The sequence below is a fragment of the Salisaeta longa DSM 21114 genome, from assembly GCF_000419585.1.
In the GTDB taxonomy this organism is placed as follows: Bacteria; Bacteroidota; Rhodothermia; order Rhodothermales; family Salinibacteraceae; genus Salisaeta; species Salisaeta longa.
Genome location: NZ_ATTH01000001.1, coordinates 3,101,102 through 3,114,862, shown reverse-complemented (window position 1 = coordinate 3,114,862; position 13,761 = coordinate 3,101,102). Strand labels below are relative to the sequence as shown.

The window sequence follows — 13,761 nt, the reverse complement described above, 5'->3', positions numbered from 1 at the left end:
GGTTCATTAGAACGTGTACTTTACGCCCAGCTGAAGCTGCCAGCGGGAAGCAATGTCGAACAGGTTGAACAGATCACCCGTGATCTTATCGTAGACCACGTCTTCCTGGAAGGCCACAACGGGCTTGCCCACGTCATCCTGCGTCAGGATGCGGCCGCCCATGCGCGTGCCGACGTCGTCGGGCGTCACATAGCCTTCGAAGCCCCAAGCAAACTCGTTGTTGAAGCTCACCGTCTGCACCCGGCCCCAGTCGTCGTTGAGAGCGTTCAGGGCGTTTTCGAGGGTCGCCTCAATTTCAACCTTCTGCCCGGCAAACGTACGCACCGTCTGCGAGAACTGCAGGTCGATTTTGTGCGTCCACGGCGCAAAGTCCGAGTTACGCTCGGCGAACGTGCCGCGGTATTCGTTGAGGCCGGACTGGCTCTCGATGAATGCGTTCATCTGCTCCCAGTTGTTGGTGGTGAGCACGATGTCGTTTTGGTTTGCCGGCACGTACACGAGGTCGTTATCATCGCGCGTGTCGCCGTTGGCGTTGCCGTTGTACACCCAGCTGAACGGGTATCCAATGCGGCCCTCGTACACGAGGCCCACCGACGTCGCAAACCGATCGGCGTACTGAAAGCGGTAGGTGAGGTCACCAATGATGCGGTGCTTCACCAGGTAGTCGCTGTTGCCCAGTTGTGGGTTGTTTACGTCGAAGGTCTCGTTGTACTGCCAGTTGGAGATCGCCCGGCTCGAGCTGCCGCTGTTCACGCTTTCGTTGTCCGTGTACGTGTACGCGATCGACCCATTGAGGCCCTGCGCCACGCGGCGTTGCACCTGCACCGTCGCACTGTAGGAGTAACCCCTCGAGGTGTTCTCCAGCAACAGCGCATTGGTGAACTGTGGGCTGAGGCGGTTCACGACAGACGTCGTCGGGATGCCATAAATCGGACGGCCGTACTTCGAGGCGCTCAAGCCGTACGGCGCATCGGCGGCGTTCGGGTTCACCTGCTGCGCATTGAGGTTACGCACCACAATGTCACTCATCGTGTTCGAGTACAGGCCCTCAAGCGTCAGCACAAAGTCGCCCGGCAGCTCCTGGTCAATCGCGAAGTTTGTGCGCAGCACCTGCGGGTACTTGAAGTCGTCCGACATCAGGTTGATCTCGGTCGTCGCAATCGGCGACAGCTGATTGTTTCCGCCCGGTTTTGGTTGATTGGCAGGTTCGGTGCCGCTGGTCGTGGGCACAAAGCGCGCATCCGGGTTATAGCGGCAGGCGGGTGATGTTTCCTGCTCTTCTGCATCAGCGCACGCCTGCGGGTCCATCGTGTAATTGATGAACGAGAAGTCTGCATCGAGGCGGTTGAAGTCAGCTCCGGTGTTGCTGTACTGGTTCGAGACCCACACAAAGGGTGGGTTGCCGGCAAAGAGCCCAGCCCCGCCGCGCACCTGCGTCGAGAGGTCCCCAATGAACTCGTTGCTGTAATTAAACCCGACACGGGGCGAGAACAGCGGGTTGCCGCTGGCCACGTTGGCCGTGCTGCGACCAAAGGCCTCGAACGCTGTCGGGTTAAACGTGGGGTCGTCCGGAATAATCGGTACGTCCACGCGCAATCCAGCCGTCACCTGCAGGTTTTCAAGGGCCTGCCACTCGTCTTGCACGTAGGCCCCCGCCTGAAAGGCCGTAAAGCTGGCGATGGGCTTGTTCGAATCGGCTGCTTCCGTGGCGTAGCTGTAGAAGTACTCAATCGGCTGACCGTTGCGGTACGCCGTCACCGGGCTCACCACCTCGCCGTTCGGGAATTCAAGCGCGTTGAATTCATACGACCCAAAATAGTCCTGAATGAACAGGTTTTCGAAGTGCCACATCTTGTTGCTCGTGCCGAACGTCAAGGTGTGGTTCCCAATGGTGTAGCCAAGATTGTTGGTCACTTCCAGAAGGTCTTGATCGAGGCGATTGGCCTGGCTGAAGCGGCCCACGCCCACGTTCACTTCGCGGTCGGCTGAAAATTCGACCTCTGCGGCCGGAAAGCCGCCCCCGTCCAGCGCACGTTCATCACGGATGCGCGTGTACACGGCCCGGAACTCGTTGAACCACTGGGTGCCGAAGTTGCTGTTAAGTTGCAGCACCGTGGAGTTCTGCACGCTCTCGAACGTGTAGCCGCCGTTGCCAAACGAGAAATTCGTCTGCCCACGGCCAACGCCCTGATCGTCCGTTCCTTTCACGTAGTTATGACGCAGCGTGAGGCGATGGTTGGGATTTATGTTCCAGTCGAGCTTCGCCAGCACCTTATTGCTGTTTTGCTCTTGCGTCAGCGGGCTAATGCCGCCCGGGTTGTAGTTGTACACGTTCTGCGTGATGTCGGCAATGTCCGACAGTACGGCGCGTGTATCGGGATACCCGAATTGGTTCAAGAGATTATCGGACAGCTGGAACGAGTTGATGCCCCCGCCGCCAACGGTTGCGTTGAGCGGGTTGTCCTGGCGCACAATTTCGCCCGACACAAAGAAAAAGAGCTCATCTTCAATGATGGGCCCTCCAAGCGTTCCAACGATGTAGCGCTCGCTATAGGTGCCGGTGCCAATGCCGTTCAGGTCGCCCGTGAACTGCTCGCTGCGCGTCATATAGCGCAGCGAACCGGTAAATTCGTTCGTTCCGCTTTTGGTGATGGCATTGATCATGCCGCCCGTAAAACCGCTGTTGCGCACATCGAACGGCGCCAGGTCGATGTTGAACTCCTTGATCGCATCGAGGCTGATGGGCTGCGTGCCGGCCTGACTGCCCGGTACGGCTTCGCCCAGCCCAAACACGTCATCAAGCGTAGCGCCGTCAATCTGGATGCTGTTGTAGCGGTCGTTGGCACCGCCAAAGCTGCCGCCACCGCCGTACTGCGGCGTGAGGCGCGCAAAGTCCTGCAGCGACCGGTCGATGGTGGGCAGCTCGTCAATTTGAGCTTCGCTGATGTTGGTCGCCGCCCCCATCCGGTTCTCGTTGATGACTTGCCCTTGCTCGGCCGTCACCGTGACGCCTTCCAACTCGGCCGTCGCTTCTTGCAGCTCGAAATTAACTGTTTGCTTTTCGCCGAGCTGAAGGGTGATCCCGGTGCGTGTGACCGTTTCATAACCCACGAACGATGCGCGCACGGTGTAGGGGCCGCCCACTCGCATGTTCAGGATGGTGAAACGCCCGTTGGCGTTGGTCGCCGAGCCGTATTTGGTGCCGGTGGGTTGGTGGGTGGCCACCACGTTCACGCCGGGAAGCATTTCGCCACCGACGGTGACAACGCGCCCCGTCATCGATGCGGTGGTTCCTTGGGCCCACGCGGTGCCCGCTGGCATGGCCAGTAGCACCAATACGAAAAGCCATCGCGTAGCTGTCCGCCTCATATCGATCAGGTGTTAGTTACAAAATCAGATGGTTCGGATCGCCCAACAAACGGCCGCTGCGAAGCATGCGCTTGGGCATCCTATGGTATTAACCACTGCGAAACTACGTGCCCCGCACACCCACGTCAACAAAGATACGGTGCATTACCGTTTGATAACCCCGATATCACGCGCGATTCACGATTGCACGAGACACTCCTACGCCAATATCGCGTGGGGCATCATCGTTTGGCTTCCGCAGCCCCAACGGCTTGCTGAAGCGCGGCAGGAGATGGCGATGCGGCGACGGCGGCCACCGTGCACGAGGCTTCGCGCAGGGCCGCGGCCGTGGTGGGTCCAATCGCGGCGATCTGATAGGCCGAGGGGTCGATGCCGCTCGCGGCCAGCGCCTTGCGTCCGGAGGGGCTAAAAACCGCAATCCAATCCACGGTGTCGGGCAGCGTCACATCGGTGCGCAGGTGCGTGTGGTACACAACCTGCTCGGTGTACGAAAGGCCCTGCTCGCGCAACGCGTTGGGCAACGTATCCCGTCGGCGGTTTCCGCACAAGAACAAGAATGGCGCGTCGGTGGCCTTCAGGCGGCTGGCGAGCTGCCTGGCCGACCCCGCGTCATGTCCCACGGGCCGCAGGCCGAGGGCGCGCAGCGCCTGGGCCGTCTTGGGGCCTACGGCGTAGGCCGGCTTCGCGCGCCATGCCGATGGGGCCTGGCCCTCCCAGGCCTGCTCCAGTGCGCGCACCGCACGCGGGCTGGTGACGAGGAGCGCGCCGTACCTGGCTGCACGCGCGAGCTCCGCTTCCAACGCTTCCTGCTGCGGAAAGGTAAACCGGAGGACCGGATGGCACGAGGCCGTCCACCCGTCCTGGGCAAATGCCTGCACGTACGGGTCGCTGGTAGACGACGCCGCACTGCGCAACAGAGCAACATGCGGCATGCGGTCTCGTCGGCTTATTGATCTGAGTGTGGGCCCGGCGCGGGGTGCGCCCCGACGATGGTTTCGAGCACGGCGCGCCCGCCGGCCGCGAGCAACGCGTGGGCAAGCTCGCGGGCGACGCGGGCGGCTTGCTCTGGCGTGGCCGTACGGCGCTCGCGGTAGCACGGCGCGCCCTCCAATGCAGCAATACAACCGTCGATGACGACGCCGCCGTCGGGGGCAACGCGCGCCCAGGCCCCGGTAGGCACCTGACAGCCGCCGCCCACGGCTTGCATAAACGTTCGTTCGGCGCGCGCCGCGCGGCCCGTCTCCTCGTGGTGGAGCACCGCATGCAGGCGCGTGGCCAAGGCAGACTGATCTGCGGCGCATGCAATGCCCAGGGCGCCCTGCCCTACCGCCGGCACCATGATCGCCGTAGGTACCGGTTCGCGGATGCGATCGGCCAGCCCCATGCGCTCCAAGCCGGCCTGCGCTAGAATCATGCCGTGCCAATCGCTCGCATCCAGCTTTTCCAGGCGGCTATCCACGTTGCCGCGCACCGGCACCACGTTCAGGTCGGGGCGCCAGGCCTTCAGCTGCGCTTTGCGTCGCAGCGATGCCGTGGCTACCGTCGCGCCGTTGGGCAAATCACGCAGATCGCCTGCAAACGAGGGGTGGGCCACAAACGCGTCAAACGGCGCCGCGCGCTCGGCAATGGCTGCCAGCGTGAGGCCGTCCGGCAGCTGCGAGGGCAAATCTTTGAGCGAGTGCACCGCCACGTGGATGCGGCCGGCGAGTAGCGCACGATCCAGTTCCTTCGTAAAGACCGCCTCGTCGCCTATTTGCGTGATGGGCACGTCCTGCACGCGGTCGCCCTTCGTGCGGATGGTTTCGATGCGCACCGCGTGGCCCGCGGCCTGCAAGCGGCGGCGGACATAGTTCGCCTGCCAAAGCGCCAGCTCGCTGCCGCGCGTGCCGAGAATGAGAGGATCGGGCAGCATACCGCCGGAGACTTACGAAGAGGAGACGGAGGGTTGCAGGGCTTCGTTGAGCAGCTCGATACGGGGCGGCTGTGCGGACTGCTCGCCAAACGGACAAGGGCCCGGCGCGTCGTCGAGGCGCGGTTGATGCTCCGACGGCTTGCGATCGAGCTGTGGGGCCTCGTCGCCGGTTTGCCGCGCAAACAGGGCATGCAGCAGCTTGATGCCCCGCACAAAATCGATGCTGTCGGGGTCTACGTTTTTGAGGTGCACCACCGGTACGGCCAGCAGCTTTTGCATAATGGACCGCGTGAGGCGATCGACCGCATCGCGGCTCATGCCCTTGTCGTGCGCATGGCGCTGCATCTCCTGCTGCCGGATGTGCTCGAAGGTGTCGCGGATCGACTGAATCGCGGGCTGCAGCGCCTGTTGATGGAACACCCACGTCACGTAATCGCCCACCAGCTCGTCGCATAGGGCGCGGGCTTTCGGAAGTTCGGTGGCGCGCTCGGCCCGTACGCGCTGCGTCCAGGCATTCAGGTCGTCGAGGTCGAGGACGCGGTACCCGGCGCGCGCGTCGATGGCCGGGTCGATGTTGCGCGGCATCGCAATGTCCACTAGCAACGTGGCCGTATCGGTGCCCGCGCGCTCCGGGAGCAGATGGGCATGCAGCACGGGCTCCGGCGCGCCGGTGGCTACAATCACCATGTCAGCGGCTTCTACGGCCGCATGCCGCGCGGCCCACGGACAGGTGTCGGCCTCCACCGCCGCCGCCAATGCTTCAGCCCGCTCGGGCGAACGGTTGGTGATGGTGATGGACGCCGGCGCCTGCTTCCGCACAGCACTCAGCGCCAAGCGCCCCATCTGCCCGGCGCCCACAAGCAGTACGTGGCGGCCCTGCAGATCGTGCGTAGCGGTTTCGTCGAAGTGATCCAGCGCCATCGCCACCGCCGCGGTCGACACCGACGCAGCCCCGCTCGAAAGCGCCGTCTCGTTGGCCACGCGCTTCGCGGCCCGAAACGCCGTGTGCATCAGGCGGTGCAGCAACGTGTCTACGGCATCCGCGGCCACCGCGCGCTGGTACGCATCTTTAACCTGTGCGAGAATCTGCCCGTCGCCCAGTACCATCGACTTGATGCCGCTGGCCACGTGCAAGATGTGTTGCACAGCGGCTTCGTCTTCCAGCAGAAAGGCATCGTTGGGCCAGCGCATCATGGCGCGGGCGCTCAGCGCATGCTGCACGCGCGACACATCATCGGCGGTGCCGTACAGGTACACCTCGGTCCGGTTGCACGTCGACAAGAGCACCACCTCGGCGTTCGCGCTGAGATCGAGCATGCGGTACAGGGCGTCCTGTTCGTCGCTGCTCAAGGCAAATGCTTCCGTAGAGGCTACGGTGCTGTGTTCGTGATTTAGCCCAAACGCGTAAAACGTCATGCGGCGGGGAGTGGCTGCGGAGTGGATTGCTGCATTCAAACGTAACAAAATGGACGATCTGCGGTTCGTCGCGCGGCTCGAATTACACGTGAACGACGGCGCCGCATCCTCGCCCACCGGGACACTCCGCAAGAAGTGATCCAGCCCGGCGGCCTGCGCACAGCAATCGCCACCTCTGCGTGCGGGGCTTTTCCCCACGCGGCGCATTGCGCTGCTATGCGCGCCGATCTGTTAGGTGCAAAAAAACGCGCCGAGCCTTCCGAAGAAGACCCGGCGCGCGGCTTTGTGTATGCGCGGGTGCTACGCGAACGCAGCACGGCGCATGGTGGCGTCGCTTAGTTGGCGGTAAAGCCGGTTTGCGAGAGGGCCGTCCAGCCGTCGGTCCACAGCGGCTGCCCCGGAGCAAACGCGCCAAGGTAATTCACGTCTTCGATCGGCGTAAGGTCGGGCGCCGAGGTGCCTTGCGGCACAGCGTTATCGAAGTTCGCTTTGGCCTCGGGCGTCGGCAGGCCACTGGCCGTCGGACGCGGATCAAGGCCACCATCGGCCGTGCGGCTGATGCTAACGCCCGGGTCCTGGAACGTATTCGCTTGCGCGATGGCGCTGTCGAACTGCGTGCCTTCCACAATGGACGGAATGTCGCTTCCGCCGCCAAAGCTGAAGTACACGTTGTTGCGCAGCACGAGGAAGCCATCGTTAAAGTTATCCGCCGCAGCATCGTCGGTGTCGATGCGCAGGCCACCGGCCGGGAAGGACCCAATCAGCGAGTTGTACCACTCGCCGGCCCCGCCGTTACGGAAGCGCATGGCATTGTCACTCAGGCTGGAGGTCGTGCCCGAGCCCAGCAGCGTGGCGTTGACCACCACCGGATCCGAGAATAGATCCTGGTTGTCGTTGGTTACGGTGTCAAAGCCGTCAAGCTCTGCGCCGCGGCCGCCAGCATCGGGGGCCTGGATGGTGAACCAGTACTGGCCCGTGCCCCGGAAGCCGGTATCCCAGTCAAAGGAATCGTCACCGCAGAAGGCCACCGCAAGGTGCGTGGCGTGCACCGTGCCGCCGAACCACTCAATGCCGTCGTCCAGGTTGGCGAAGACCTCGATGTGGTCGATGGTCGTGCCCGATCCAACGGCACCAAGCGTCAGGCCGTTGATCTCGTCGCCCGAGACACCGGAGATCGAGAAGCCGCCGTGGCGGATGGAGATGTACTGCAGCGTACCGGAGTCGTCGGCGGGGTCGTCGCCACCGAAGCGCGCGCCCTCACTGTCCGGAACACCTTCAACCGTCGGGCTTCCGGGCTCGCTGATCGGCGCATTGCCCAGTACGATGAGGCCACCCCACAGCCCGCGATCGGACGGGCCCAGATCTGCGGGATCCTCCAGGTCGTCGGCCGTGCTCGTGAAGATGATCGGGCTGTCGGCCGTTCCCGCGGCTTCAATGTTGCCGTCGCGGCGAATGATGAGCGCGCTGGCGCCGTCATTCGTGGTGATCTGATTCTGGCTGCGGCCCTTAATGACCGTACCCGGCTCAATCGTGAGCGTAACACCCGGGTTCACGAAAATGAGTCCGTTAAGGATGTACGTCTTATCGGCCGTCCAGGTGGTGTTTGCCGTGATGTCGTCCGAGACCACGATCTGGTCAGGATTGACGGTGACGGTGCTGGACGATGAAGCGGTTTGGCCTTCATCATCAATCACTTCCAGCGTGACGTCGTAGTCGCCAATGGCCTGGTAGGTGTGCGAAACCGTGGCTCCGGTGCCGGAGGTGCCGTCACCAAACTCCCAGGTGTAGGATTGAATGGTGCCGCCATCGGGGTCGGTGCTGCCGCTGGCGTCGAACGTTACCTCAAAACCGTTCACGGTAGACGTGAACGAAGCCGTGGGCACTTGCTCTTCTTCGCCACCACCTCCGTTTTCACCGCCGCTGTCGCAGCCGGTGAGTACGAGAAAGGGCACGAGAAGCAGCGCAAGCAGCCGCCCAAACGGCGGGGTGCGTAGGGAATGAAACATAACTCAGGCTGTTGATTGTGAGAAGGTGCCTCAAGAGTCCGTGCAGCGTGCAGGTCGCACTGCCCTTTGCACGGATGCTTCACCCGTGGCCGTCTGCCGGTAAGCGATCGGGCCGCGGGATGGTACAACGCCTCATGTGTTTGCGCACATGAGGCGTTTGTTGGTTAGTACGGTTCGTAGGTAAAGCCCAGCGAAAAGCTGCGCCCGGCCTGGTAGCGCTGGTACACCACCGACCGGTTGTTGAAGGAATACGTCTGTTCGTAGGCACTATTCAGCAGGTTCGACGCTTCGAAGCTCACCGACCAGCTATCCAGCAAGCGCTGCGAGAAGGTGAAGTCGAGCTGCGGGCGCGGCTGTTCGTACACGTCGGGGGTTGTACCGGCGGAAACAACCGCGAGGCGCTCGCCAAAGATGTTGAAAAACAGCCCGCCCGACGTCCCGGTTTGCGGGTTGTCATAGCTCAGGTCGAGATTCACCAGGAACGGCGACTGGCCCTGCAAATCGCGCGTGCCGGGCTGATTGTTGGCCTGCCGGAATGCCAGCTCGCCACGGAGGCACGTTGTGCCGTTGGGAGCGAATTCGAGACAGGGTACGGAAATCTGTGATTCGGTAAATGACGCGTTGGCGCCAAACGTGAAGTGGTCGAGCGCGGCGTGGATGTAATCGAGACGCGTGCGGGCCTCGACCTCGGCTCCGTACACCTCGGCCTGCTCCACATTCTTCCAAGTGAGCTGCGAGCCGGTGTTTGACGAGCTCCCAATAAATGCCTTCTCAATCGGCTGGTCCATGTCCTTATAGTAGACGCTGAAGGCCAGCACCTCGCCAGGGCGCCGGAACCACTCCCACCGCAGATCCAGGTTGGTGATGAGGGTGCGTCGCAGGCTGGGGTTGCCAATGCGAATTTCGCCCTGAATGAAGCTGAAGCTAGGATACGGCGCAATTTCCCGAAACGTGGGACGCGCCAGCGTGCGCGTAGCCGCTGCACGCAAGTTCATATCCTCGCGCAGCGCGTACACAAGGTTGAGGGACGGCAGGATGTCCTCGGTGTCAATCTGCCCGATGCTGTCGGGCGTCGCTTGCACGGTGATCTCCGTCGTCTCCAGGCGCGCGCCGCCAATGAAGCGCAGCGCGTCGGTCAGTTGCAGGTCGACCATTGCGTAGCCCGCCTGAATGGTGCGGTCGCCGGTATAGTCGCTGAAGGGCGACGTCTGGTCGTTGATCGTCAGGCCCCAAATGGGATTGCCGTTGGCATCGGTGCCCACAAGGCCCTGGTTGGGGTCGGAGAAGTAGGACGCAGCGTCTCCGTTAAACTGGAGGTTGGCCTGCGGGTCGGGCCGGTTGAAGGAAAAGCCGCGCTCGCCAAAGAATCGGTCGCTGGTGCTGTAGGCGCCTCCGGCCTTGATCTCCGACTTGCGCGTAAGCAGCGTAAACGGCACGGCAACGTCGAGCTGGGCCGAGTACTTGGTCTCGTCCATGTTGCGGAAAATACGCGACGGCTCACGCAGCCCCTGGTTGAAGGCTTCATGCCCGCCGGGACCGGCGCGATCTACCGAGGCGAAGAAGCGCCGATCGGGGTCTTCCTGCGTGGTTTTCGCGCGCGCTGCCTGCCACTCGATCAGCGCATCGTTGAGCGATGGGAAGTAGCTCTTGCCGCGCACCTGCGTGGAAAAGACGCTCCGCTCGTTGTACAAGAGCGTGCGGTTGACGAGCTGGTCTTGAGCGCCAATCTCCGTCCACGTGCCCCGCTGAAAGCGCGTGGTAGAGGTTCCGGTGTTGGTGTAAAACAGGTTGACCCCAAACTCGTGGTTGGAGGTCACCTTGTAGGATACGTTCGCCAGGGCACCCACCGTGGCTTCGCTGGTGCCCTGTTCGTCGTCCAGAGCAATGATGTCGTCCAACGCCTTCTCGCCCGATCGGCTCACAATGGTATAGCGCCCGGTACGTCCGGCATCGTAGTACGACGACGAACGATCGTACGAGAGGCTGAAGACGTATCCGAGGTCGCGGCCAAACAGCCCGAGCTGGTTGCCCGCCGTAAACGAGTAGCCCATGTCAACCGGCGCGTAGCCCGCGCTGGGGCCCATGGTGTTGTTAAAGGCCTTCGAGATGGCATCGTACTGCGCAGCTTCGCCGCTGCCGTTTACAAAGGCCGGCCCGTCCGGAATTTGGTTGGGCGCCAAGCCCGCAAGCACACCGGGCATTGCGCGATCGCCGCTGCCGTACCCGAGCCAGTCGAGCGAGCCCCCCGGGTACTTCACAAAGTCATCGGTGAAGTGCACCTGCGGATTCACCTTTACCGACGTGGAGAACTTGACGTTGAGCTCGGTGGGAAAATCCTTCGTGGCAATATTCACGAGCCCACCGCTGAAGTTGCCGGGCCGATCGGGCGTAAACGTTTTTATGGTGGTCACATTTTTGAGCATGCCCGCTGGAAAGAGGTCGAACTGCACCGAATTGGTCTCGGGATCCGAGCTGGGGAGATCGACGCCGTTGAGCTGCGTATTGGAATAGCGCCCGCCCAGTCCGCGCACCACCACGTACTTTCCGCCAACGACGGAGGCGCCGGTCACCTTCTTCATGGCGTCGGCGGCGCTTCCTGCGCCCGTCTGACCGATGGCCTCGGCGCTGATGGCGTTGCTCATGGCCGCCGATTTTTGCCGCTCGCGGAGCAACCCTGCCTCGGTGTTTTGGGCCACGGCCGCCGTCACGGTTACCTGCTCCAGCTGCTTCGTCTCTGAGCTGAGGGCAATATCGAGCGTTGTCGTCTCACCGGCGTTAACCTCTACGCCGGTTACCGTTTTCTGCTGGTAGCCGATGAAGGAAAACACGAGGTCGTATTGTCCAGGCGCCAGCCCCGTGAGCTTGTAGCGGCCGTTGAGGTCGGTAGAGGTGCCGGTAGAGGTGCCCACAACCGCCACGTTGGTGCCGGGCATCGGGTCGCCGGTCTCGCTATCGACGACTACCCCGGCCATGGCGCCCGTATCTTGCGCGTGCGCCGCGGGGGCCGATACGGCCACGAAGAAAACTGCAAACACCGTGCACCAGAAGGCACGGGATAAGGAGGTAAACATGCTCTGGCCTTCAATTCCACAATCATAACCGATTTGTGCCTGCATGACCTCGGCGGCGATTATCACGACACCGTAGGGCGGCACTATTCTGCGGTTACAAAGGTAGGGCTGCACCGTTACCCCTAGATTATCGGGGTATTACGCTTGTGTTAGCCACGCCATATTCTGGTTTCCTTTACATCGTGGTCACGCTATGTTTACCGATTCACCGTGCTAAAACGCTGTGTCCTCATGCGGCTGTGCAGAATTGCGTGGGGCGGTGCGATTGGGTTACAGAACGATAACCGGAGCTTTATCCTGTGCTCACGCACAGCGCTGGATGCGACGGTTGACGAGGCGCATATTGTGGTAGGTGCGGCGCTGCAACGTTGCGTTGCCCCACCACGCGTCGGTCTGTTGTTCTCCTACCTGCTCTGCTATGTGTTTTCCTGTATCCGTGCTGCGCTTGCTGTTTGTTGCCCTGCTGCTGTGCACGCTTGCGCAGCCCGCCCGCGCTCAAACCGTTTATGATACGACGACCGTGCAGGGGCAACCGGCCGTGGTGGTTACGGAACGGGACCAGGCTGGCATTGCCGCCCGCCCGGGGCAGCAGGCCATCACGTGGTCGAGCGACTACCTGTGGGTGCTCGACGGCCTGGTCTTCGTCAACGACGGGCAGCAGCTCACCATCGCCCCCGGTACGGTGATTAAAGGCCGCCCCGGCAAGGGCGCGCGCCCCGCGAGTGCGCTGGTGGTGGCCCAGGGCGGGCAATTGTTTGCGCGTGGCACCGCCCAGCGCCCCATCATCTTCACGGCCCTGAAGGACGACCTCTCGCGCACCGACGACCTACCGCCCAACTTCCGCGGCGGGTGGGGCGGCCTGGTGATCTTGGGACGGGCACCGCTCAACACGTACCCCACCGTGCTGAATACCGAGGTCATTTCGCTCAACGACCGGCGCAGCATTTACGGCGGATCACGGCCCAACGACAACTCCGGCGTGCTGCGCTACGTCTCCATCCGCTACGGCGGCACCTCGGCCGGCAGCGCCGACGAGAGCAAAACGGCCGAGTTCAATGGCCTCACCCTTGCCGGGGTGGGCCGCCGCACAACCATCGAATATGTGGAGGTCTACAACAACAATGACGACAACTTTGAGTGGTTTGGCGGCACCGTGAATGCCAAGTACCTCGTGGCTGCGTTCGCCACCGACGATTCGTTCGACATGGATCAGGGCTATCGCGGCCGCGGCCAGTTCTGGCTGGCGCTGCAAAACAGCATCTATGCGGATCGGGCCTTTGAGCTGGACGGCGGTGATGCCGATTTTGGGGGCGAAGACCGCCGGCCCTACGCGACGCCCATCATCTACAACGCCACCATCATCGGCTCGGGCCTTGCCGGAAAGGGCAGCACGGCGCTCTACATGCGCGACAACTTTGCGGGCGCTTTCTACAACTCGATCATCGCCAGCTTTCCCGAAGAGGCCCTCTGGATTGAAGACAAACCCGGCGCGGCCGACAGCCAAACGCGGTTCGCTGAGGGCACGCTGCAGCTGAAAGGAAATCTGTTTTATGCCATTGGCGGTACCATGATGGCTGGATCGGGCAGCGCTGTTGAAGGCCTTGTTGAAAATGATGGGCCGCTCCGGCGTCGGCTAACGAAGTACCTGGCACGCCACAACCGTATCCCCGAAGCCGCGCCGCTCCGCACCATCGGCCGCGACACGTACGGCACCCTCACCGCGCTCGACCCAACGGCGACCAACGCAGCGCGCACATTTCCCGGTCTGCAAGAGCCCGCTACCTTCTTCAAGGATGTAGATTTTATTGGCGCGTTTGGCGAACGGAATTGGGCCCTGTCTTGGACGTACATCGGACAAGGCGGCGCGCAGTATCCGGGGCTGGAGCTCCTTCAGTCTTCAAACGACGGCACCACGACCAGCACCACACGCTGAGAGACAATACACGCTGTTTGGGCATATGCCTGTGCCTTCTGGATGCACGCCTTC

The 13,761-nt window shown here is 62.5% G+C and carries 7 protein-coding genes; 1 reads left to right on the top strand and 6 read right to left on the bottom strand.

The window, feature by feature from the left end; genetic code table 11:
* Nucleotides 1-6 precede the first annotated feature (6 nt).
* The 6 genes from SALLO_RS0112980 to SALLO_RS0112945 form a co-directional block, all read right to left on the bottom strand.
* A complete protein-coding gene (locus SALLO_RS0112980) occupies nucleotides 7-3,369 on the bottom strand; it encodes a TonB-dependent receptor (RefSeq protein ID WP_022836737.1) in 3,363 nt (1,120 codons plus the stop codon).
* A gap of 221 nt (nucleotides 3,370-3,590) precedes the next feature.
* Nucleotides 3,591-4,301 (bottom strand): uroporphyrinogen-III synthase, encoded by a 711-nt coding sequence (locus SALLO_RS17195; protein WP_022836736.1) that lies wholly within the window; start codon nucleotides 4,299-4,301, stop codon nucleotides 3,591-3,593.
* A gap of 14 nt (nucleotides 4,302-4,315) precedes the next feature.
* On the bottom strand, nucleotides 4,316-5,281 hold the full coding sequence (hemC, locus tag SALLO_RS0112970) for a hydroxymethylbilane synthase (RefSeq protein WP_022836735.1): 966 nt from the start codon (nucleotides 5,279-5,281) through the stop codon (nucleotides 4,316-4,318).
* 12 nt (nucleotides 5,282-5,293) lie between these two features.
* Nucleotides 5,294-6,697, bottom strand: a complete 1,404-nt coding sequence (gene hemA, locus SALLO_RS17190; protein ID WP_022836734.1) for a glutamyl-tRNA reductase — start codon at nucleotides 6,695-6,697, stop codon at nucleotides 5,294-5,296.
* A gap of 335 nt (nucleotides 6,698-7,032) precedes the next feature.
* On the bottom strand, nucleotides 7,033-8,703 hold the full coding sequence (locus SALLO_RS17185; protein WP_051141391.1) for a PKD domain-containing protein: 1,671 nt from the start codon (nucleotides 8,701-8,703) through the stop codon (nucleotides 7,033-7,035).
* Between the two features lie 164 nt (nucleotides 8,704-8,867).
* Nucleotides 8,868-11,774, bottom strand: a complete 2,907-nt coding sequence (locus tag SALLO_RS0112945; protein ID WP_051141390.1) for a TonB-dependent receptor — start codon at nucleotides 11,772-11,774, stop codon at nucleotides 8,868-8,870.
* A 418-nt stretch (nucleotides 11,775-12,192) separates the two neighbouring features.
* Between SALLO_RS0112945 and SALLO_RS17180 the strand changes: the two genes are divergently transcribed.
* Nucleotides 12,193-13,707: a hypothetical protein gene (locus SALLO_RS17180; RefSeq protein WP_022836732.1), complete on the top strand. Its 1,515-nt coding sequence runs from the start codon at nucleotides 12,193-12,195 to the stop codon at nucleotides 13,705-13,707.
* The last annotated feature ends 54 nt before the right edge of the window (nucleotides 13,708-13,761 follow it).